The following is a 21304-nucleotide window of genomic DNA, read 5'->3' as shown; positions in this document are numbered from 1 at the left end:
AACGGGCTAGGATGGCGTCAGTGTAGTGCTTTGCCAGCAAGACGTGGCCTTGCCGCGTTAGCCGACCACGTCGTAGCCGGCATCCTCGATGGCTTCCTTCACTTGCGCAGGCGTGGTCAGTGCAGGGTCAAACCGTATCCGGGCCGACTTGTCTGCCAGGTCGACCTGCACCGTCTCGATACCGTTCAGCGTGCGCACCGCCCGCTCTACCGAGGCCACGCAACCACCACAGCTCATGCCTTCGATCCTGAATACCTGTTCCATCTCGCCTCCCTGCCTGACTGTCGATACCGCATTATCCGGCAAACGGCATGCCTGTCGCAGCCCGGCCCCCAAACAACAAGACCCCAGAAGGGGCCTTGTCGCAGCATCCACCTAGCTCCGCACGGGCCTGACCAGGCCCGGCTTGAGCGGTAAAGACAGGGCCGATTGGCTCGGCGTTGCCGGCACCACCTGTGCCACCGGCTGAACCGGCGGCGGCTCGTGCGCCAGCGACCCCGGCAGCAGCGGCACGATCAGCAAGGCCACGATATTGATGATCTTGATCAGCGGGTTCACCGCCGGGCCGGCCGTATCCTTGTAGGGATCGCCCACCGTATCGCCGGTCACCGCCGCCTTGTGCGCCTCGCTCCCCTTGCCACCAAAGTGATTGTCCTCGATGTACTTCTTGGCATTGTCCCAGGCGCCGCCACCGGTACACATGGAGATGGCCACAAACAGTCCGGTCACGATGGTGCCCATCAGCAAGCCACCCAGCGCTACCGGCCCCAGCAGCAAGCCGACCAGGATAGGCGCGACCACCGGCAACAAGGAAGGCACGATCATTTCCTTGATGGCCGCCGTGGTCAGCATGTCCACCGCCTTGCCGTATTCGGGTTTTCCGGTGCCATCCATGATGCCCGGTATGTCCCGGAACTGCCGCCGTACTTCCTCCACCACCGCGCCAGCAGAACGGCCGACCGCCTCCATCGCCATGGCGGCAAACAGGTAGGGGATCAAGCCACCGATAAACAGGCCGACGATCACCATATGATCGGAAAGGTCAAAACTGACGTGCTTGCCACTGCCCGCCAACGCATGCGTGTAGTCGGCAAACAGCACAAGCGCTGCCAGGCCCGCCGAGCCGATGGCGTAGCCCTTGGTGACGGCTTTGGTGGTGTTGCCGACCGCATCGAGCGGATCGGTGATGTCGCGGACGGAGTCCGGCAGCCCAGCCATTTCTGCGATACCGCCGGCGTTGTCGGTAATCGGTCCATAGGCATCCAGCGCCACCACGATCCCCGCCATGGACAGCATGGACGTCGCCGCTACCGCAATGCCGTACAAGCCACCCAGCCAATAGGCGGACAGGATGGCCGCGCAGACGAACAGCACCGGCCAGGCGGTGGACTTCATGCTCACACCGATGCCGGCAATGATATTGGTGCCATGCCCGGTGGTGGAGGCCTTGGCGATATGCTGCACCGGCGCGTACTGGGTACCGGTGTAATACTCGGTGATCCAGACCAGCAAGGCCGTCAGCAGCAGTCCGACCACCGAGGCCCCGAACAGGCGTATCTGGCTGCCTTCGTGCCCCAGGGCCCCATCGGGCAGGAACTGACGGGTAATGACGTAGAAACCCACCAGCGACACGAGCCCGGCGACGATCAGCCCCTTGTACAAGGCCGGCATCACATTCTTGCTGCCGGGCGTGGCCTTGACGAAGAAGCAGCCGATGATGGAGCTGATGATGGAAAAGCCGCCCAGCACCAGCGGATACAGCGCCGCCTCGACTTCCGCCCCCTTGATCATCAGCGCACCGAGCACCATGGTCGCGATCAGCGTCACCGCATAGGTCTCGAACAGATCGGCCGCCATGCCGGCACAGTCGCCGACGTTGTCGCCCACATTGTCGGCAATCACCGCCGGATTACGCGGATCATCCTCCGGAATGCCGGCCTCGACCTTGCCGACCAGGTCGGCCCCCACATCCGCGCCCTTGGTGAAGATCCCGCCACCAAGCCGGGCAAAGATCGAAATCAGCGACGAACCAAAGGCAAAACCCATCAGGGGCTTCAGCGTCTCGGACAAGGCCGCGCCTGGCGCAGCATTCTTGACCAGATAGAGATAGAGCAGGCCGACGCCCAGGAGCCCCAGGCCGACCACCAGCAGGCCGGTGATGGCACCACCACGGAAGGCGACGTTGAGCGCCTCCTGGATGCCACGGGTCGCCGCCTGTGCCGTTCGCACATTGGCCCGCACCGAGACATTCATGCCGATAAAGCCACAGGCGCCGGACAGGATGGCACCGCCGACAAAGGCAACCGCCGTGATCGGGCTGATGAAGATGCCGATCAGGATGGCCAGGATCACCCCCACCAGAGCGATGGTCTTGTACTGGCGCGCCAGGTAGGCCTCTGCCCCCTGCTGGATGGCCGCGGCGATCTCCTGCATTCGCGGGTTGCCTGGGTCCTGGGCCAGGATCCAGCCTCTTGAGATAAAACCGAATACCACGGCCACGAGGCCGCAGATCAAGGCGAAATATAGCGCTACGGATGACGACATAGTGTGAGTCTCCCAGCTGAGTTATGTTGCTGCTTGTCTCCAGATAGCCGACCGGCGGATAGGCTCAGCCGGGCACGACCGCCCGAACCGGTATAGCTGTCCCCGCCTGTGCTTGCCAAACTGCTTTGCCTTGCCAGTAGCGCAAAAGTGCTTGATCCGACGTGGGAATGGTAAAATTCGCCGGCACGACGTAGCCCGCACACAGCGGGATCGCGTCCAGATCATTCTCCAACCATCCTCAAGAGCCCTGCTATGAGCCTGCACAACGTCACTCCCGGCGCGAAGCTGCCCGACGAATTCAACGTCATCATCGAGATCCCGGCCAACGCCGCTCCGATCAAGTACGAAGTGGACAAGGAAACCGGCGCCATGTTCGTGGACCGTTTCATGGGCACCGCCATGTTCTACCCCTGCAACTACGGCTACGTGCCGATGACGCTGAGCGAAGATGGTGATCCGGTCGACGTGCTGGTAGTCACCCCTTTCCCGCTGAGCCTGAGCGTCGTGGTCCGCTGCCGCGCGCTGGGCGTGCTGAAGATGGAAGACGAATCTGGTATCGATGCCAAGCTGATCGCCGTGCCGGTCGAAAAGCTGTGCCCGATGTACAAGGACATCAAGTCCACCGCCGACCTGCCCGTCCTGCTGCTGGATCAGATCAAGCACTTCTTCGAGCACTACAAGGATCTCGAAAAGGGCAAGTGGGTCAAGGTACTGGGCTGGGATGGCATCGAAGCCGCCCACCAGGAACTCGTGGACGGCGTCGCCCGCTACAAGTAAGCCCTCGCATCATCCGCCTGCCCGGCGGAGGAAGCAGAATGGCCGCCTCGCGCGGCCATTTTTGCGTCGGTACCCGGCCAGCGGCCGTTGCAGAAACGCACACCATTCATCCCGGTATTTGGCAGCTTGTCGCAAGCTGCTGGCCGTATATTAGCCTTATCTGGCATAAGCCCCGTTCCACCGCTGGTGATCCTGGCGGTTCCAACAACAGGGGTTACCATGCAGCTGAATCGACTTGCCTGCGCACTGGCGCTGGCCCTGCCGCTCTCCGTCTTTGCCGCGCCCAAGTCCGGTATCGACCTCAGTAATTTCGATCCCACGGTACGAATCCAGGACGATCTCTACCTCGCCATCAACGGCGGTTGGGACAAGAAAACCGACATCCCGGCCGACCGGGTGCGCTGGGGCGCTTTCGACCAGTTGCGCGACCTGTCCGAGCAACGGGTACACAGCATCGTCGAGAACGCCGGCAAGCAGGATGACGCTTCGGCACGCCAGATCGCCGCCTTCTACGCCAGCTTCATGGACGAAGCCCGCGCCGACAAGCTCGGCATCACCCCGCTCCAGCCACTGCTGGGCAAGATCGACGAGATCAAGGACACGGCCGGTCTCGTGCGCGCCCTCGGCAGCATGCAGCAGCTCGCCATCAACCTGCCCATCCGCATCGGCGTGCGTCAGGATTCCAAGGATTCGACCCGCTACCAGTTGGGCGTATACCAGAGCGGCCTGGGCTTGCCGGACCGCGACTACTACACCGAGCAGGACGCCCGCTTCGCCAAGGCGCGCGATGCCTATCGCAGCTACCTGATCACCCTGTTCACCCTCAATGGCGACAAGGAAGCGGACGCCACCCGGAAGGTGGACGCCGTGATCGCGCTGGAAACCCGCCTGGCCAAGGCACAGTGGAGCAAGGTCGAGAACCGCAATCCGGAAAAGACCTATAACAAGCTCGATCTGGCCGGCCTCACGGCACTGAGCCCGGAAATCGACTGGGCAGGCCTGCTGGACGCTGCCGAGGCCAACCAGGCCAAGGACGTCAACGTCTCCCAGCCCAGCTATGTCCAGACCCTGGGCAAGCTGCTGGCCAGCGAACCCGTCTCGGTCTGGCGTGACTACCTGCGCGCCCACCTGCTGGACGACTTCGCCCCGACCCTGTCCAAGCCCTTCGTCACCGCGAACTTCCTCTACCGCGACCAGACCCTGTCCGGCGCGAAGGAAATGCGCCCGCGCTGGAAGCGTGGCGTCGGCTTCATCGAAGGCAATCTCGGCGAAGCCGTCGGCAAGCTCTACGTAGCCCAATATTTCCCGCCTGCCGCCAAGCAGAAGATGGAGACCCTGGTCGGCAACCTGATGAAGGCCTACGCGGAGAGCATCGACAAGCTGGCCTGGATGAGCCCGGCCACCAAGGCGCGCGCCCAGGACAAGCTGGCCAACTACGGCGTGAAGATCGGCTACCCGAGCAAGTGGATCGACTACAGCGCGCTGGTCGTGAAGTCCGATGACCTGGTCGGCAATGTCGTACGTGGTGCACAGTTCGCCTATCGCCGCAACCTTGCCCACCTGGGTCAACCCATCGACCGGGAAGAATGGGGCATGACACCGCAGACGGTGAACGCCTACTACAGCCCGTCCAAGAACGAGATCGTCTTCCCTGCCGCCATCCTGCAGGCACCGTTCTTCGATGCCGACGCCGACGATGCGGTCAACTACGGTGGCATCGGCGCCGTGATCGGCCACGAGATCAGCCACGGCTTCGACGACCAGGGTAGCCAGTTCGACGGCAAGGGCAATCTGCAGAACTGGTGGCAGGAAACCGACCGGCAGGCCTTCACCGGCCTGGCTGATCGCATGGTGGCGCAGTACAACCAGTACCAGCCCATCGCCGGCCGCTTCGTCAACGGCAAGCTGACCCTTGGCGAGAACATCGCCGACCTCTCCGGCCTGCAGATCGCCTACAAGGCTTACCAGTTGAGCCTTGCAGGCAAGCCGGCCGAGAAGCTCGACGGCTTCAACGGCGACCAGCGCTTCTTTATCGGCTTCGCCCAGGTCTGGCGCGGCAAGGTCCGGGAAGAACGTCAACTGCAGCTGCTGACCATGGACCCCCACTCGCCGGGCCGCTACCGCCCGATCGGTGCCGCCGTCAATAGCGATGCCTTTATCGCAGCCTTCGGCGTCAAGCCGGGTGACGGCATGTACAAGCCCGAGAACGAGCGCATCCGCATCTGGTAAGCCCGGTCCGGTATGAAGAAGGCCGCCTTTGGGCGGCCTTCTTGCTTTCGGGCGTTTAGAATAGCCCTCGACACCCAGCCGCCATCACGGAGACACCCATGCAATATCGCCAACTCGGCCGAACCGACCTTCATGTCTCGACCCTTTGCCTGGGCACCATGACCTTTGGCGAACAGAACAGCGAGGCAGAGGCCCATGCCCAGCTCGATCTCGCCATGGCCGAGGGCATCAACTTCATCGATGCCGCCGAGATGTATCCGGTGCCCGCCCGGCCCGAAACACAGGGCAGCACCGAGCGCTTCGTCGGCAGCTGGCTGGTCAAGCAGCCACGCGACCGTATCATCCTGGCCACCAAGGTCACCGGCCCCGGCCGTGGCATGCAGTGGATACGCCAACCCATGCTCTGCGATGGCGCCCAGATCACCACCGCAGTGGAAGGCAGCCTGCAGCGCCTGCAAACCGACTATATCGATCTGTACCAGATCCACTGGCCCGCTCGCGCGGTCCCCATGTTCGGCGGCACCCAGTACGATCCCGCCAATGAGACTGACAGCGTCGGCATCCATGAGCAACTGGAAAGCCTGGGCAAGCTGGTGCAGGCCGGCAAGCTGCGCTACATCGGCCTCTCCAACGAAACCCCCTGGGGCGTCAGCGAGTTCCTGAAATTGGCCGAGCAACATGGCCTGCCGCGCGTCGCCAGCATCCAGAACGCCTTCAGCCTGGTGAATCGCACCTTCGAGAATGGCCTGGCCGAAACCTGCCATCGCGAACAGGTCAGCCTGCTGGCCTACAGCGCACTGGCATTTGGCCATCTGAGCGGTAAATACCTGCAGGATCCACAAGCCGAGGGCCGCCTGACCCGCTTCCCCGCCTTCGGCCAGCGCTATACCAAGGAAAACCTGCCGCCCGCGGTGGCCGCCTACATCGCGCTTGCGCGCGAGCATGGACTCAAGCCGGCCCAGATGGCGCTGGCCTGGACGCAAAGCCGCTGGTATGCGGGCAGCACCATCATCGGTGCGAGCCGGCTCGATCAACTGGAGGAAAATATCGCGAGCGCAGCGCTGGTACTGAGCCCCGCCGTACTCGAAGGCATCGAGGCCATCCATCGCCGCTACCCCAACCCGGCCCCCTGACCGGGCGGGCTAGTAGATCGCGTACCGCTTCTCTATGGCGGCGTACTCCCCGCTGCGTCGCAAGGCCTCCAGCCCGGCGTCGAAACGGTCACGCTGCTCGGCAGTCCGGAATCCCAACTGGTAGGGGGTGGGTGGAAACAAGGCATACCAGCTCAGCGGCTGGTTTACGTTCACCTGCCCACCCATCTCGTGATTGAAGTATTCGATGATACGCCGGTCGCCGACGATGACATCCACCCGCCCCGACAACAACAGGCGGTTGCGGATGATCTGCTGCGCCTCTTCACGATACTGCGGGTTGCCCGCAGCCATGGCCATGAACTCCGGTCCCAGCAGCTCGCGCGCGCGCTGGAAGCTGCTGACCGAATAACGACCCAGATCGGCAATCTGCCGGATATCCAGGCGGCGCGCGCTCAGGGCTACCGCGTAGTTGCGGTACTCGATATAAGGCATGGAATAGTAGACCGGCAGATGGCTCTGCTCGTTGGTGGTGGCGATGGCGTCGAGCTGACTGGTCTGCTGCATGCGGTGCAGCCGCTCCATGGGCGCAAAGAACGGCACCACGGTAAAACCGGCCTTGATGGCAGCCTGCTCGATGATGTCGTACTCGAGCCCGCGCTTCTCAGCCTCGAAGATATACGGTGGCTTGTTAGTGCCAAAGCCGATACGCAGCGTCTCCGCCTGGGCCATCAGGGCCAGGGCAAGCCAACAAGCACCCGGCCACCAAAGTTTCATCGACCTTCCCCACCCGTCATCACCCCTCCGTTATAGCTGAACTCGGTGTCACCACATACGCCGATACACAGTTCGACCTGCTTGACACTTTTCACGAAGCGCCCGTCCTTGACTGCCGGGCTCCAGCGGCTGGCGAGGAAAGGACGCGTCACGCTCTCATCAAAGCGGCCCGGCGGGCTGACTAGCAACAGATCAACGTGATCGGTCACACCAAACTCATCGATATAAACATCCAGTACCACCCGACCGGATGGCACCTCCCCTTGATAACCAGGCGGGGACGGCAGTTCGATCTCGTTCTGCGGCTGCGCGCGGATCGCCACTTCGTTCGCGCCATACCAGCGCGTATCGAGATTCGGGCCGAAAGCCGCAATATTGGGGGGGAGGGAGGGGGCAAGCACGACCTCTGCCGCGGAAGTCCTGTCTTCCGGTGGTGCCGGCTCCGGCGCGGTCGCAGCCTCGGCCGGAGGAGGCGTTACGCCGGCTTTATCGGCTTGCAGCGCCAGCACGCCAGGCACATTGCGCAGGCTGACCGAAAACGCGCCGCGCTGTCGGGCACGCTCTCCGTCCGCGCTGCCCGGCAGCAACAGCAAAGCGGCATGCAGCAGCGACGACACCACCAGGGCAAGTACCAGTCGCCACTGCATGATCATTCCGCCTGCAATCAGGCCTTGGGCTTGGGCGTGAGATAGGCCTCAAAGTCTTTCAGTGCAATCGCACCGGAGACAATCTCGCCGCTCTCGAACACCATCGCCGGCGTACCGCTGATGCCCAGGCCGGCAGCCAGCGTCTGGATGTCCGCAATCGGCGTCGCGCACTTGTCATCGCCGACCGGCAACTTGCCTTCCAGCATCCAGCTGTCCCAGGCCTTCTGCTTATCGGCGGAACACCAGATCAGCGCGGACTTGCGCGCCGCATCCGGGTGCAGTTCAGCCAGCGGATAGAGGAAGGTATAGATCGTGACGTTATCGAGCTTGCTCAGGGTCTCCTGCTCGATCTTCTTGCAGAATGGGCAATCCGGGTCGGAGAACACCGCCACCTTGCGGGTTCCGGTACCCTTGACCAGCTTGATCGCCTTGTCGAACGGCAGCTTGGCAAAGTCGGTACGGGACAGCTCACGGGCGCGCGCTTCGGTCAGGCTCTTGCGGGCCGCGACATCCACCATGTCACCAACCACGATGTAGTCTGCCTTGGCATCGGTGTAGATGATCTGCCGGCCGGGGAAGACCACCTCGTACAGACCCTTGATCGGGGTCACGCGAACGCTCTCGACGTTACGGCCGGGAAACTTCTTCTGCAGCGCCGTCTTGACGGTCTCCAGGTTCTCACCCGCCGCATTGGCACAGGCAGCAAGGGCAACGCCGACGATGACGGCCAGCAAGGGTTTGGTAAAGGATTTCATGTAAAGGTCCTGGTAATAAATCGGTACGACGGTTCAGCGGAAGGCTTGCCGCATCATGGCGCGTTTGACCGGCCCGGCATGGTCGGTCAGTCGCAGGCCCAGATTACGCAGGCTGCCCAGCAAGGGATGGGTACTGGCGAACATCTTCTGCAAACCGTCGCAGACGGTCTGCATGGTCAACACCGCTTCAGCGCGTGCGCGCGCATAGCGCTGCAATAGCAGGGCATCACCCGGGTCACGGCCCGGCGCAGCAAGCAGCAGCTCGGACAGCGCCTTGGCATCGCCAAAGCCCAGGTTCACCCCCTGCCCGGCCAGCGGATGGATGGTATGCGCCGCATCGCCAATCAGCGCCAGTCGAGGGCCGATCACACGCTCGGCCCGCCCGAGGCTCAGGGGAAAGGCCGCCGGTGTGCCGATAAGTTCAAAATCACCCAGCGCCCTGCCACCAGCCGCCGCCACGCGACTCGCCAGCGCCGCTGCGGGCAGACCCAACAACTCGTCCGCCAGGGCATCGTCGGCCGACCAGACCATGGACAGGCGCTGTGCCGCCAGTGGCAACCAGGCCAGGATTCCGTCACGCCGGAACCACTGCCGGGCGATGTCGCCATGATCGCGCTCACAGCGGAAATTCGCGACCACACCCTTTTGCTGATAAGGCTGGCGCGTAAAGGCAATACCCGCCTGCTCTCGCACCCAGGAATTTGCGCCATCGGCGGCAATCGCCAGACGGGCACGCAAGGCCTGCCCGTCGGCCAAGGTCATATGCACATGGTCGGCATCAAAGCGGATCTGTTCGATCACGGCCGGCGCCAGCAGGCTCACCTGGCCTTGCAAGCGCTGCCACAGGGTATGCTGCAGCAACCGGTTCTCCACCGTTGCCGCCAGTTGCTCGCTGGCCAGTTCCAATGCATCGAAATGGATCGCGCCGCCCGCATCGCCGCGCACATCCATCTCGCGGATACGGCCCTGCCGCGCCGGCGGCCAGGCACCGATATCGCTCAGGAAAGCCTGGCTGCCAGGACTGACCGCATAGATACGCTGGTCCCAATCATCCGGTGCGAGGCTGGGTGTCCCCGGCAGCGCACGCTCCACCACCGCGACCCGCCACTGCGGCGCCAGCGCCAGTGCGAGGCTGGCCCCCACCAGGCCACCACCGACGATCACCACGTCAAAATCGGTTTGCATCGTGTTTTGCATCAGCTATTGCCAAAAACCATGCGCTCGGCAAAACCGCGCCGCATGGGCTTGATATTGTCCAGCGCCAGAAAACCCATCGAACGCAGCTTGCGCACCGGCGCAGCCTCAACGCCAAACAGGCGGATCAGGCCATCGGTGAAGCCCACCGTCGCCAGGCTGTCGGCCTTGCGCAGCTCGGCATAGCGCGCCAGCATCGCCGCGTCACCCAGTTGCGGCCGCGGCGTCGCCAGTATCACCCGGCTCAGCGCCATTGCATCGCGCAAACCCAGGTTGAAGCCCTGGCCCGCGACCGGGTGCAGCGTCTGGGCTGCGTTGCCGACCACCGCCAGCCGCCGCGCCTGGTGGCTGGTCGCCCACTTGAGGCGCAATGGAAAACTGGCACGCGGCCCGCTCGCAACAAAGCGGCCGGCCCTGTCGCCCACGCGGCTTTGCAGCTCGGCCAGAAACTGTGCTTCTGGCAAGTCGGCAGCCGCCAACGGATCCTGCGCCGGACGCGTCCAGACCACCGCGTAGCGGTCTCCCTTCGGCAGCAGCGCTATCGGGCCGTCGGTCGCAAAGCGTTCGTACGCCACCCCATCATGGGGCCGATCCGTCGTCACTTCCGCCACCAAGGCATGCTGACCGTAGTCATGCTCGTCCTGCGCCAAGCCCGCAGCCTGCAGCAGTTGGCCACCCTCGGCCAGCACCAGCAGCCGTGCCGTCATCAGGCTCTCGCCCTGCGCTGTCTGTATATAGGCGGCCGCGTAGCCATCCAGAGTCTGCAGGCGGACCACCCGCGCACCGGGCAGATAATGGGTGCGCTCATCCGGGCTCGCCAGGCGGTCGTGTACCTGATGCGCCAGCGCGGCATAGGGCAATACATGACCCAGCGCCGGCAAGGCCAGATCGGCAGCAGCAAGCTTGACCCGGCCAAAACCGCCTTGCTGGGAAACATGGACAGTACGGATGGCCGTACCCTGCTGTGCCGGCCAGATTCCCAGCCTTGCCAGCGTTTGCTGGCTGGCATGGGCAACCGCCAGGGCGCGCGCGTCCTCACCGGGCCGCTGGCGCGCTTCGATCACCGCCACCTCAAGCCCGCTATCGGCCAGCGACAGCGCCAGGGCGCCGCCCACCGGCCCGCCACCAACGATCAGCACATCCACGTGCGCGGGATAGCTCGCCATGGTCACCATGGCATCAACCCAACAAGCCATGCAGCTGCGCATACTGCAGCAGCATCATGGTCTTGGCATCGCGTATCTCACCGCGCTTGAGCTGGGCCAGCGCCTCGGCAAAGGGCAGCTCCAGCACCGCGATATCCTCGCCCTCCTGCGCCAGCCCGCCGCCGGCGGAGACCCGGTCGGCACGGTCGTACTCGGCCACGAAGAAATGCAGTATCTCGGTCACCGAGCCTGGCGACATATAAGCCTCGAAGACCTTCTGCACCGGCCCGACCTGATAGCCGGTCTCCTCGGCCACCTCACGGCGGATGCAGTCTTCCGGCGCATCGTTGTCCAGCAAGCCGGCACACGCTTCAACCAGCATGCCGTCCGGATTTCCGTTCACAAAGGTCGGCATGCGGAACTGCCGGGTCAGCACCACGGTCGCGTGCTCACGGTTGTAGAGCAGGATGGTGGCACCATTGCCCCGGTCGTACACCTCGCGGCTCTGGGTCTCGACCCGGCCATCCCGCTGGCGGATACGGTAGGTGTACTTGTGCAGCAGGTACCAGTTGTCCGACAACAACTGGGTATCGATGATCTCCACCTGGCTCATGCGCGCTCTTCCCGTCTGGCCCGGCTTAGCCGGCCATGGTCCGTTCGATATCCGCCACCGTCTTGGGCGTCAGGGCAGTCAGGTTCTCGTGCCCGTCCGGGGTCACAACCAGGTCGTCCTCGATCCGCACGCCGATATGCAGGAAGTGCTCCGGCACCGGCACGTAGTGCGCCGGTGAATCCGCCAGCAACGGCCGGAAATACAGCCCAGGTTCAACGGTCAGCGCCATCCCGGCCTGCAGCAGGCGGGACTCACCCTTGAGCTTGTACTCGCCCACATCATGCACATCGAGCCCCAGCCAGTGGCCGGTACCGTGCATGTAGAACTGCTTGTAGGCCTCCTGCTCGATCAGGCCATCGACCGAACCCTGCAGGATGCCCAAGTCCACCAGGCCCTGGGTCAGGCTGTGTACCGCGGCATCGTGATAGGCAATGCGGCGCTCGCCCGGCTTGACCTTGTCGAAGCTGGCCTGCATCGCGTTCAGCACCAGCTCGTAGATGTCCTTTTGCGGCCCGCTGAACTTGCCACCGATCGGGAAGGTACGGGTAATGTCCGCCGCGTAGCCATGCAGCTCGCAACCAGCATCGATCAGCAGCAGGTCGCCCTGCGCCATGCGCCGGTTGTTTTCGTGATAGTGCAGGCAGGTCGCATTGGCGCCGCTGGCCACGATGGAGCCATAAGCCGGATAGCGCGAACCGTTTTTGTAGAAGTGGTACAGCAGCTCGGCCTCCACCTCGTACTCGAACTGCCCGGCACGGGCGGTCTGCATCGCACGGATATGGGCCTCGGAAGAAATCCGGCCCGCCTCACGCATGGTGGCGACCTCGCTCTCGTCCTTGAACAGGCGCATCTCGGCGATCGCCGCGCGGACATCGACAAACTCGATCGGTGCCGGCTGACCCACGCGCGCACGCGCGTTGACCTGCTGGACCAGGTCGAACATGCGACGGTCCCACTTCTCATCGAAGCCGATGGGGAAATACAGCCGCGGCTGGCCGGCAATCCACGCCACCAGCTTCGCATCGAGCTCACTGATCGAATAAGCATCGTCGAAACCAAACTGCTCACGGGCTGCCTCCGGCCCAAACAGAAAGCCTTCCCAGATCTCGCGCAGCTCGTTCTTGGGCTGGCAGAACAGGGTGGACTTGGCCTGCTCACCCAGTTGCATGACCAGGACCGAGTCCGGCTCGTAATAGCCGGTCAGGTAAAAGAAGTCGCTATCGAACCGGAAATGGTAGTCGGAGTCATTGCTGCGATTCTTGACCCGTGCAGTCGGCAGGATCAGCAGGCCGGCCGGCAGCCGTTCATTCAGAAGGGCGCGACGCGCCTGGTGACGTTCAACATTGCATGACATGGCAAACAGTTCCGGTGATGGGCCGGCCACGCCCTGTCAGGACGCGGCCGTGCAGACGGTCGATTATAGCTGTAGGCGGAAGACGTGAAATCCGGGATGACAAATGCAAGTGCCCGGCAGACAGAAGGCCGGTCGACACCCGCCGGCGTTCAGACTTCGAAGCGGAAGCACTGGTGGATCTTGCGATTGCGGAAGTCCTCCGGTACCGATACGGCAGAAATATCCTTGCACAAGGGCACCAGGGAAGCATCAAGCTCAAAGCCGCGGAAATTGTTCGAGAAGTACAGCACCCCGCCCGGCATCAGGATCTTCAGGCAATGCCGGATCAGCTTGACGTGATCGCGCTGCACGTCCAGCACGTCGAGCATCTTGGCCGAATTGGAAAAGCTCGGCGGATCCATGATGATCAGGTCGAACAACTGCCCCTCATCGACGGCATCCTCCAGGTAGCGGAACACATCCGCACGCACCAGTTGGTGGCGACCCAGGTCCATGCCGTTGAGCTCGAAATTGCGCTTGGCCCAATCAAGATAGGTATTGGAAAGATCCACCGTCACCGATTCCGGTGCGCCACCGGTTGCCGCATAGACGGTAAAGCTGCCGGTATAGGCAAACAGGTTCAGCACCCGCTTGCCGGCAGCCTCCTCGCCAACCCGCTTGCGGGTAGGGCGATGATCCAGGAACAGGCCGGTATCGAGATACTCGTCGAGATTGACCCAGAAGCGTCGCCCCTGCTCGCTGACAACGAAATCGGCACCGTGGTGCCCGGTACGGCTGTACTGGAACTCCCCCTTCTGCCGACGGCGCAGCTTGAATGCCAGGGCACGTGTTTCCAGCCCCAGCACCTGCGCCACGGTCGCCTTTACCTCCGCCACCCAGGCCGCATGCTCCTCGTCGGTCTGCTGCCAGCCGGTATCGTATTCGGCGATATGCGCACGGCCGCCATAGATATCCACCGCGACCGGATACTGCGGAATATCCTTGTCGTAGATGCGATAAGCCTCGGTGCCAAGTCGTTTGGCCCACTTGGCGTAGTGCTTGTAATTCTTGGTCAGGCGATTCTGGAAATCTTGCAATGCAGACACAGCGGGTTCAGGCCTTCAGGGTCATTTCGATAAAACGGCGATGTACAGGTGGCGGCACGTACTGACGCAGCACCTGCTCCCAACCATCAGGCCCGACCAGGCCCTTGATCATGGTCGAACTGACTTCGGCAATTTCGCGTGGGGGCATCAGGAAGATAGTGTCGATGTCCGGCACCAGGTCGGCATTGACATAGCGCATGGTGCGTTCGAACTCATAGTCGCTGGCGGTACGAATACCGCGCAGGATGAAATTGGCACCCACCGACTGGGCATAGTTGACCAGGAACTGGTTCTCGAAATGCGCCACCTTGAGCTTGGGCAGATGCTGCGTACACTCCCGCAACATGGCCTCACGTTCCTCCACGCTGAAGGTGCTGCGCTTCTCCGGGTTGACGCCAATCGCCACCGTCATCTCGTCGAACAGCTCATAGCCTTGTTCGATCATCCATAGATGACCATTGGTGACGGGGTCAAAACTGCCTGCGTAGACCGCACGTTTCATTGTGGGGCATTCCTGTACCTGGGGCCGCCCATTCTAGTGCACTGCACCCAACAAAGCATGCCCTGTCGCAGCGGCCTGAATGCTGCACTGCATTTCACCACTTTTCCCCGACAGAACAGCAGCTTGCCAATGGCATGGGCAAATCAGCAACACCCCGACTGCATTAGATCACGGTTATATTGAAAGGCCGATTTTGGCAAGGCACACTCGGTCCATTAGCAGCAGACACAATAAACAGAAATATTCAGGGAGTTGCAAATGCAAGGGATCAAGAGGGGCCTACTACTGGGATTCTGCCTGCTGGCCACCTGGGCGCAGGCAGCCATCGTGATTGGCCAGACAGCACCGCTGACCGGTGTGGCCAGCGAATACGGCCGCAACATGACGCAAGGCGCACAAGCCTATTTTAACTGGTTGAACAAACAAGGCGGCATCAACGGTGAGCAGGTCAAGTACGTGCTGTACGACGACGGCTTCGAATTTGGCCGGGCACTCAGCAACTCCAAGAAACTGATCAACGAAGACAACGCGCTGGCCCTGATGGGCTACTTCAGCGCCGATGCCGCGGCTTCCGTCATCAGCCGCCGGTGGCTCGACGGTGGCGGCATACCCCTGGTGGGCGTCACCAGCAGCTCCAATACCGTCCGCGAGCCCGGCTCGCGCTTCCTGTTCAATACCCGCGCCAGCCAGCGCGAGGAAGTCAGCAAGCTGCTGGCCCAGATGAAGCGCCTCGGCATTACCCGCATCGGCGTGTTCTACCAGGACGATGTCTTTGGTCAGGACGGCCTGCGCGCCGCCCAGGACGAAGCCAAGTCGGCCGGCATCACCATCGCCGCCAGCGCAAGCTACCCGTCCAACACCGTCCGGGTTCAACCCGCGGCGCAAAAGCTGGCCGATGCCAACGTCTCCGCGGTCCTGATGGTATCGATCACCAAACCGTCTGGCGCCTTCATCAAGGAATTCCGCAAGCTCAACACCAGCGCCGGCCTGTACCACGTCTCCACCGTCGACTTCGACGAGCTGGTCAAGGACATCGGCCCCAACATGGTCCACGGCCTGGCGATCGCCCAGGTTTATCCCTACCCCTGGGACAGCCAGAACAAACTGATCAAGGAATTCCAGAGTGTCGTCAGCGGCTTTGCCTCGAGCCCGACCCCGCTGGGCTATGCCGCCCTGGAAGGCTTCATCACCGCCAAGCTCCTGTCCGACGCCATCAGCAAGGCTGGCGCCAACCCCAGTCGCGCCAAGCTGTATGAAATCCTGGAGAACATGGGCGAGGTGAACTACAGCGGCTTCCGCGTGGCGTACGGCCCAGGCCAGCGCGGCGGTTCGCACTTTGTCGAGCTGACCATCGTCAACCAGAAGGGCGAACTGTCCCGATAAGCACCCGCTGCATGGGTACCGAATCGCGCAGGGCAAAGAAAAAGCCGCTCAACCGAGCGGCTTTTTTACGTCCCGATCCGGCCTCCTGATCAGACGTTGATCTCTTCCACCCGGTGGCAGGCAACTTCACGACCGTCAACCGGACGCAGCACCGGCACTTCCTGCTTGCAACGCTCCACGGCATACGGGCAGCGCTTGTGGAAGGTACAACCACTCGGCGGGTTCAGCGGGCTGGGCAACTCGCCAGTGATCTTGATCTTGATGCGACGGTCCTCCTCGCGAATCGCCGGCGTCGCGCTCATCAAGGCCTGGGTATAAGGGTGCAGGGGCTTAGCATAGATGACCGACTTCTCGCCATACTCCACAGCCGCACCGAGGTACATCACCAGCAGGTCGTCCGCCACGTGCTCCACGACGCTGAGGTTGTGCGAGACAAACACATAGCCGGTCTCGAACTCATCCTGCAGATCCATGAACAGATTGAGAATCTGCGCCTGGATCGACACATCCAGCGCCGACACCGGCTCGTCCGCCACCACGATCTTCGGGTTCAGGATCATCGCGCGGGCGATGGCGATACGTTGCCGCTGGCCGCCGGAGAACATGTGCGGATAGCGCCGCACATGCTCGGGACGCAGACCCACCTTGGCGACGATGGCCTCGATCTTCTCGCGTCGCTCTGCACCGCTCAGCGTCGTATTGATATAGAGCGGTTCATCCAGCGTGGCGGTAATGGTCTTGCGCGGGTTCAGCGAGGCATAGGGGTTCTGAAACACCATCTGCACCTTGGAGCGCATCGCCTTGACCGTCGCGGCATCCGCCCGGGCCACATCCACGCCCTCGATGCTCAGCACACCGGAGGTGGCAGGTTCGATCATGGTCAGCTGACGCGCCAGGGTCGACTTGCCACAGCCCGACTCCCCGACGACCGCCAAGGTCTGCTTGGGCCGCAGCGAGAACGAAACACCGTTCAGCGCCTTCACCACCGCATGACCTTTGAGGAAGCCCTTGCTGACCTCGTAATAGCGGGTCAGGTCTTTTGCGACCAGCAATTCATTAGCCATGAGTCGGGCTTCCTTCGGCATTCAAGGGGGTAAAGCAACGCACGCCATCAAGCAGGGCCGGGCGCTCGGCAAGGCACTTGTCCTGGGCGTAGCGGCAGCGTGGCGACAACAGGCAACCACGCGGCCGGTCGTAGTGGCCCGGCACGATACCCGGCAGCGCGGACAGGCGGCTCGCGCCCTTGCTGTGCTCGGGAATCGCGGCCAGCAAGGCCTGCGTATAGGGATGGCGCGGCGCGCGGAAAAGGTCCGCCACCGGCGACTGCTCGACCACCTGGCCGGCATACATCACGCAGATGCGCTTGGCCATCTCGGCAATCACGGCCAGGTCATGGGTGATCATGATCAGGCCCATGTTGTGCTCCTGCTGCAGGCGGGCCAGCAGGTCCATGATCTGGGCCTGGATGGTGACATCGAGCGCGGTGGTCGGCTCGTCAGCAATCAGCAGCTTGGGATTGCATGCGATCGCCACGGCGATCATAACGCGCTGGTTCATGCCGCCCGACAACTGGTGCGGGTAGGCATTCAACCGGTTCTTCGCATCCGGAATCTCGACCAGCTCCAGCAGCTCCAGTGCGCGCTTCTCCAGCGCAGCACCTCGCAGCCCCAGATGGACCTTGAGCGACTCCTTGATCTGGAACCCGACGGTATAGGACGGATTCAGGCTGGTCAGCGCATCCTGGAAGATCATCGAGATGTCTTTGCCGACGATCTTGCGGCGCTGGCTGGGCGACAGCTTCAAGAGATCATGGCCATCGAACACCAGTTCATCGGCGGTCACCCGGCCGGGTGCATCGATCAAGCCCATCAGCGCCATCATGGTCACCGACTTGCCCGAGCCGGATTCTCCAACGATGCCGACCAGCTCGCCACGGTCGATCTCGAAATCAAGACCGTCGACCGCCGGGAAAGGATGGGCTTGCGAACCGAACTCGACGCGCAGGTTGCGGATTTTCAAAAGACTCATGACCGCTCCTTAGGCTGCACGCTTGAGTTTGGGGTCCAGCGCATCGCGCAGGCCGTCACCCATCAGGTTGATGGACAGCACGGTGATCAGGATGGTCAGGCCCGGCATGGTCACCACCCAGGGTGCACGCTCGATATAGTCACGGGCGGCCGACAGCATCGTGCCCCATTCGGCGGTGGGCGGTTGCACCCCCAGGCCGAGGAAGCCCAGCGCAGCCACTTCGAGAATCGCAGAAGAAAAACCCAGCGTCGCATTCACGATCAGCGGCGCCATGCAGTTCGGCAGCACCGTCAGGAACATCAGGCGCAGCGTACTGGCGCCGGCAACACGGCTGGCGGTGACATATTCCTTGTTGATCTCCGCCATGGCGGCGGCACGGGTAAGGCGGGTGTAGCTAGGCAGGGTGCCGATGGCGATGGCGATCATGGTATTGATCAGGCCGGGGCCAAGGATGGTGATGATGCAGATCGCCAGCAGGATGCCGGGCAAGGCCAGCATGATGTCCATCAGACGCATGATCACCGGGCTAAGGTGCTTCTGGAAGAAAGCCGCCAGCAAACCCAGCACCACGCCGGGGATGAAGGACATCAGCACCGACATGAAGGCGATGAACAGCGAGATCCGCGCGCCATGGATCAGGCGCGAGAGGATGTCGCGCCCCAACTCGTCGGTCCCGAACACATAGGTGGACATGCCGCCTTCACTCCAGGAGGGCGGCGTCAGCATATGGTCGCGGTACTGCTCGATCGGATCGTGCGGCGCAATCCAGCCGGCAAACAAGGCGCAGAAGACGGTGATCAGGAAGATCACCAGCGCCACGGTGGCACCCTTGTTGTGCGAGAAGCTCTGCCAGAACTCCTTCAGCGGCGAGGGATAGCTGGGAACGGTTTCGATGACTTGGGTCTGGGTCGTCATACTGGCCTCATTTCGCCGAACGGATACGTGGGTTGACCACGCCGTACAGCAGGTCAACGAGCAGGTTGACCACGATGAAAATGGTGGCCGAGATAAGGATGCCCGCCTGCACTACCGGGTAGTCACGACGCGAGATCGAATCGACGATCCACTTGCCGATACCCGGCCAGGAATAGATGGTCTCGGTCAGCACAGCACCGCCGAGCAGAGCGCCAACCTGCAGGCCGATCACCGTGATCACCGGGATCAGCGCATTGCGCAGCGCATGCACCACCACCACGCGGGTCGGCGCCAGGCCCTTGGCACGGGCGGTACGGATATAGTCCTCGCGAAGCACTTCAAGCATGGAAGACCGTGTCATCCGGGCAATCACCGCCAAGGGGATGGTCCCCAGTACGATCGCCGGCAGGATCAGGTGCATGGCGGCCGACTTGAAGGCCCCCTCCTCGCCCGACAGCCAGCTGTCGATCAACAGGAAACCGGTCTTCTGGGCAATGTCGAACTCGATGTCGATCCGGCCAGAAACCGGCGTCCACCCGAGCTTGACAGAGAAGAACATGATCAGGATCAGGCCCCACCAGAAAATAGGCATGGAGAAGCCCGTCATGGCCGCCCCCATCACCGAGTGATCGAATACCGACCCTCGCTTGAGACCGGCAATCATGCCGGCAGGCAGGCCGAACAGCACTGCGAACAGCAAGGCGCAGAGCGCCAGTTCGATGGTGGCGGGGAACAGTGTCAGGAATTCCTTGGTGACCGGCTCGCGGGTCACCAGGGAAATGCCCAGATCGCCATGGGCCAGATCATTCAGGTAGCGGAAATACTGGATGTGCAGCGGCTGGTCGAGCCCTAGCCGATGCATGGCTGCAGCATGCATGACCGGGTCCAGCTTACGCTCCCCGACCATGACTTCGATCGGGTCGCCAGGGATAAGGCGGATCAGGGCGAAAGCGACCAGTGTGATACCGATGAAGGTCGGAATGACCGTCGCCAGTTTCCTCAGAAAGAAGGAAAACATGTACTTACCTCCGGGCGGTCATGTAAAGACCATGATCGGGGGGTGGAAAAGCGCGCGATGTTACGCGCGTGTCAGTTGAGCGGCAATCGCCAGTCACGGCGCCGGCATTTTCGCTGTGGTATGCAACACAGCAAGCTGATATACCCATCCTGCCGCAGTTGGCGGCACCGCTACCACCAGATGGGCTCCGGTCTGAGCGACACGCCAAAACGCTGCTCGACGTCAGCCTGTACCGCCCGCATCAAGGCGGCCACATCGTTCGCATTCGCCTCGCCATGGTTCACCAGCACCAGTGCCTGCTTTTCATACATGCCCACAGGCCCGAGCTGACGCCCTTTCCAGCCCGCTTGCTCTATCATCCAGCCGGCCGCCAGCTTGGCGCTGCCATCCGCCTGGGGATAGACCGGCAAGCCCGGATGGGCTAGGCGAAGTTGCGCCGCCTGCTCGGCACTTACAATGGGATTGTGAAAGAAGCTGCCGGCATTGCCGATCACCGCCGGGTCGGGCAGCTTGCTGCGGCGCGTCGCCATCACAGCCTCGGCTACCGCCTGCGGCGTCAAGGCCTGGCCATCAAGACGGCTGTGCAGATCGCCATAGTCGAGCCGGGGTTGCCACTGTTTGGGTAGCCGGAACAGCACCTCGGTAATCAGCCAGCGGTCCGCCTCACCTCGCTTGAACACACTGTCCCGATACGCAAAGGCGCATTGTTCAGGCGTAAACACGCACAGCGAACCATCCTCCAGGCTGAGCGCCGACAAGGCATGGAAGTGATCCTTCAGCTCCACGCCGTAGGCGCCGATATTCTGGATCGGCGCAGCACCGACGGTGCCAGGTATCAACGACAGGTTTTCCAGCCCGGGCCAGCCCTGCGCCAGCGTCCATTGCACGAACTCATGCCAGTTCTCGCCCGCCGCCGCGGCCACATACCAGGCGGCTTCATCCTCGCCAAGCAGGGCGCGACCCTGCAGTTCGACCTTGATCACGGTACCGGCGACCTGCCCGGACGGCACCAGGTTGCTGCCGCCCCCCAGGATGCGCAATGGACGGGGCGCCGCCGCAAGGATGGCGGGCAGTTGATCTACCGACGCCAGCCGACACAAATGCTCGGCACGGGCGGCAAGGGCCAGAGTGTGCATGGCGGTCAGATCGACCGATGCCGTACAGTAAGCGGGAAGCGTGGACATGATGGCAATGGAGAAATGGCGCACGCATTATACCTAGCGGACTTCTCGCCCGATCAGTAATCA

General features: G+C 62.6%; 20 protein-coding genes. 4 read left to right on the top strand and 16 right to left on the bottom strand.

Going from position 1 to position 21304, the window contains the following annotated elements:
- Positions 1 to 57: 57 nt before the first annotated feature.
- Positions 58 to 264, bottom strand: coding sequence for a heavy-metal-associated domain-containing protein (locus tag ACYVHK_RS20405; RefSeq protein WP_460535929.1), 207 nt, complete (start codon positions 262 to 264; stop codon positions 58 to 60).
- Between the two features lie 111 nt (positions 265 to 375).
- The gene (locus ACYVHK_RS20400) at positions 376 to 2544 is read right to left on the bottom strand and encodes a proton/sodium-translocating pyrophosphatase (RefSeq protein ID WP_460535927.1); all 2169 of its coding nucleotides are present in this window, start codon (positions 2542 to 2544) and stop codon (positions 376 to 378) included.
- A gap of 252 nt (positions 2545 to 2796) precedes the next feature.
- Here ACYVHK_RS20400 and ppa point away from each other — a divergent pair, with 252 nt between their 5' ends.
- The 3 genes from ppa (at position 2797) to ACYVHK_RS20385 (ending at position 6683) form a co-directional block, all read left to right on the top strand.
- Positions 2797 to 3321, top strand: a complete 525-nt coding sequence (gene ppa / locus ACYVHK_RS20395; RefSeq protein WP_460535925.1) for an inorganic diphosphatase — start codon at positions 2797 to 2799, stop codon at positions 3319 to 3321.
- Between the two features lie 219 nt (positions 3322 to 3540).
- A complete protein-coding gene (locus ACYVHK_RS20390) occupies positions 3541 to 5550 on the top strand; it encodes a M13 family metallopeptidase (RefSeq protein ID WP_460535923.1) in 2010 nt (669 codons plus the stop codon).
- A gap of 98 nt (positions 5551 to 5648) precedes the next feature.
- Entirely contained in the window at positions 5649 to 6683 is a 1035-nt protein-coding gene (locus tag ACYVHK_RS20385; RefSeq protein ID WP_460535921.1) for an aldo/keto reductase, read from the top strand.
- Between the two features lie 9 nt (positions 6684 to 6692).
- Here ACYVHK_RS20385 and ACYVHK_RS20380 read toward each other — a convergent pair whose 3' ends face one another.
- From ACYVHK_RS20380 to coaD, 9 genes are all read right to left on the bottom strand, one after another.
- On the bottom strand, positions 6693 to 7418 hold the full coding sequence (locus ACYVHK_RS20380; RefSeq protein ID WP_460535919.1) for a substrate-binding periplasmic protein: 726 nt from the start codon (positions 7416 to 7418) through the stop codon (positions 6693 to 6695).
- A complete protein-coding gene (locus tag ACYVHK_RS20375) occupies positions 7415 to 8065 on the bottom strand; it encodes an energy transducer TonB (protein WP_460535917.1) in 651 nt (216 codons plus the stop codon). The genes ACYVHK_RS20380 and ACYVHK_RS20375 overlap by 4 nt, the downstream gene beginning before the upstream one ends.
- A 17-nt stretch (positions 8066 to 8082) precedes the next feature.
- Complete coding sequence (locus ACYVHK_RS20370) at positions 8083 to 8820, bottom strand: DsbC family protein (RefSeq protein ID WP_460535915.1); 738 nt, start codon at positions 8818 to 8820, stop codon at positions 8083 to 8085.
- A 33-nt stretch (positions 8821 to 8853) separates the two neighbouring features.
- Entirely contained in the window at positions 8854 to 10005 is a 1152-nt protein-coding gene (locus ACYVHK_RS20365; protein WP_460535913.1) for a UbiH/UbiF family hydroxylase, read from the bottom strand.
- Between the two features lie 11 nt (positions 10006 to 10016).
- Positions 10017 to 11210, bottom strand: coding sequence for an FAD-dependent monooxygenase (locus tag ACYVHK_RS20360; protein WP_460535911.1), 1194 nt, complete (start codon positions 11208 to 11210; stop codon positions 10017 to 10019).
- A complete protein-coding gene (gene nudK / locus ACYVHK_RS20355; protein ID WP_460535909.1) occupies positions 11194 to 11772 on the bottom strand; it encodes an NUDIX hydrolase in 579 nt (192 codons plus the stop codon). The genes ACYVHK_RS20360 and nudK overlap by 17 nt, the downstream gene beginning before the upstream one ends.
- Before the next feature lie 25 nt (positions 11773 to 11797).
- Positions 11798 to 13126 carry a Xaa-Pro aminopeptidase gene (locus ACYVHK_RS20350; protein WP_460535907.1) on the bottom strand — a complete coding sequence of 443 codons (1329 nt, stop codon included), beginning with the start codon at positions 13124 to 13126 and terminating at the stop codon, positions 11798 to 11800.
- A gap of 149 nt (positions 13127 to 13275) precedes the next feature.
- Complete coding sequence (locus ACYVHK_RS20345) at positions 13276 to 14211, bottom strand: class I SAM-dependent methyltransferase (protein ID WP_460535904.1); 936 nt, start codon at positions 14209 to 14211, stop codon at positions 13276 to 13278.
- A gap of 7 nt (positions 14212 to 14218) precedes the next feature.
- The gene (gene coaD / locus ACYVHK_RS20340) at positions 14219 to 14713 is read right to left on the bottom strand and encodes a pantetheine-phosphate adenylyltransferase (protein ID WP_460535902.1); all 495 of its coding nucleotides are present in this window, start codon (positions 14711 to 14713) and stop codon (positions 14219 to 14221) included.
- A gap of 258 nt (positions 14714 to 14971) precedes the next feature.
- Between coaD and ACYVHK_RS20335 the strand changes: the two genes are divergently transcribed.
- A complete protein-coding gene (locus tag ACYVHK_RS20335) occupies positions 14972 to 16096 on the top strand; it encodes an ABC transporter substrate-binding protein (RefSeq protein WP_460535900.1) in 1125 nt (374 codons plus the stop codon).
- 89 nt (positions 16097 to 16185) lie between these two features.
- Here ACYVHK_RS20335 and ACYVHK_RS20330 read toward each other — a convergent pair whose 3' ends face one another.
- From ACYVHK_RS20330 to murB, 5 genes are all read right to left on the bottom strand, one after another.
- Entirely contained in the window at positions 16186 to 17160 is a 975-nt protein-coding gene (locus tag ACYVHK_RS20330) for a peptide ABC transporter ATP-binding protein (RefSeq protein WP_460535898.1), read from the bottom strand.
- Entirely contained in the window at positions 17153 to 18124 is a 972-nt protein-coding gene (locus ACYVHK_RS20325; RefSeq protein ID WP_460535896.1) for an ABC transporter ATP-binding protein, read from the bottom strand. The genes ACYVHK_RS20330 and ACYVHK_RS20325 overlap by 8 nt, the downstream gene beginning before the upstream one ends.
- A 9-nt stretch (positions 18125 to 18133) precedes the next feature.
- Complete coding sequence (locus ACYVHK_RS20320) at positions 18134 to 19039, bottom strand: ABC transporter permease family protein (RefSeq protein ID WP_460535894.1); 906 nt, start codon at positions 19037 to 19039, stop codon at positions 18134 to 18136.
- Positions 19040 to 19046: 7 nt separating this feature from the next.
- Entirely contained in the window at positions 19047 to 20057 is a 1011-nt protein-coding gene (locus tag ACYVHK_RS20315) for an ABC transporter permease (protein WP_460535892.1), read from the bottom strand.
- 170 nt (positions 20058 to 20227) lie between these two features.
- Positions 20228 to 21241: a UDP-N-acetylmuramate dehydrogenase gene (gene murB, locus ACYVHK_RS20310; protein WP_460535890.1), complete on the bottom strand. Its 1014-nt coding sequence runs from the start codon at positions 21239 to 21241 to the stop codon at positions 20228 to 20230.
- Between the last annotated feature and the right edge of the window lie 63 nt (positions 21242 to 21304).

It is taken from the genome of Chitinimonas naiadis (genome assembly GCF_054780835.1).
The sequence above is the reverse complement of the archived record's forward strand: the minus strand, read 5'-3'. Positions and strand labels throughout refer to the sequence as shown.

Coding starts and splice junctions, on each gene's coding strand:
- ACYVHK_RS20405 (WP_460535929.1), bottom strand. CDS start 264: ATGGAACAGGTATTCAGGATCGAAGGCATGAGCTGTGGTGGTTGCGTG.
- ACYVHK_RS20400 (WP_460535927.1), bottom strand. CDS start 2,544: ATGTCGTCATCCGTAGCGCTATATTTCGCCTTGATCTGCGGCCTCGTG.
- ppa (WP_460535925.1), top strand. CDS start 2,797: ATGAGCCTGCACAACGTCACTCCCGGCGCGAAGCTGCCCGACGAATTC.
- ACYVHK_RS20390 (WP_460535923.1), top strand. CDS start 3,541: ATGCAGCTGAATCGACTTGCCTGCGCACTGGCGCTGGCCCTGCCGCTC.
- ACYVHK_RS20385 (WP_460535921.1), top strand. CDS start 5,649: ATGCAATATCGCCAACTCGGCCGAACCGACCTTCATGTCTCGACCCTT.
- ACYVHK_RS20380 (WP_460535919.1), bottom strand. CDS start 7,418: ATGAAACTTTGGTGGCCGGGTGCTTGTTGGCTTGCCCTGGCCCTGATG.
- ACYVHK_RS20375 (WP_460535917.1), bottom strand. CDS start 8,065: ATGCAGTGGCGACTGGTACTTGCCCTGGTGGTGTCGTCGCTGCTGCAT.
- ACYVHK_RS20370 (WP_460535915.1), bottom strand. CDS start 8,820: ATGAAATCCTTTACCAAACCCTTGCTGGCCGTCATCGTCGGCGTTGCC.
- ACYVHK_RS20365 (WP_460535913.1), bottom strand. CDS start 10,005: ATGCAAACCGATTTTGACGTGGTGATCGTCGGTGGTGGCCTGGTGGGG.
- ACYVHK_RS20360 (WP_460535911.1), bottom strand. CDS start 11,210: ATGGCTTGTTGGGTTGATGCCATGGTGACCATGGCGAGCTATCCCGCG.
- nudK (WP_460535909.1), bottom strand. CDS start 11,772: ATGAGCCAGGTGGAGATCATCGATACCCAGTTGTTGTCGGACAACTGG.
- ACYVHK_RS20350 (WP_460535907.1), bottom strand. CDS start 13,126: ATGTCATGCAATGTTGAACGTCACCAGGCGCGTCGCGCCCTTCTGAAT.
- coaD (WP_460535902.1), bottom strand. CDS start 14,713: ATGAAACGTGCGGTCTACGCAGGCAGTTTTGACCCCGTCACCAATGGT.
- ACYVHK_RS20335 (WP_460535900.1), top strand. CDS start 14,972: ATGCAAGGGATCAAGAGGGGCCTACTACTGGGATTCTGCCTGCTGGCC.
- ACYVHK_RS20330 (WP_460535898.1), bottom strand. CDS start 17,160: ATGGCTAATGAATTGCTGGTCGCAAAAGACCTGACCCGCTATTACGAG.
- ACYVHK_RS20325 (WP_460535896.1), bottom strand. CDS start 18,124: ATGAGTCTTTTGAAAATCCGCAACCTGCGCGTCGAGTTCGGTTCGCAA.
- ACYVHK_RS20320 (WP_460535894.1), bottom strand. CDS start 19,039: ATGACGACCCAGACCCAAGTCATCGAAACCGTTCCCAGCTATCCCTCG.
- ACYVHK_RS20315 (WP_460535892.1), bottom strand. CDS start 20,057: ATGTTTTCCTTCTTTCTGAGGAAACTGGCGACGGTCATTCCGACCTTC.
- murB (WP_460535890.1), bottom strand. CDS start 21,241: ATGTCCACGCTTCCCGCTTACTGTACGGCATCGGTCGATCTGACCGCC.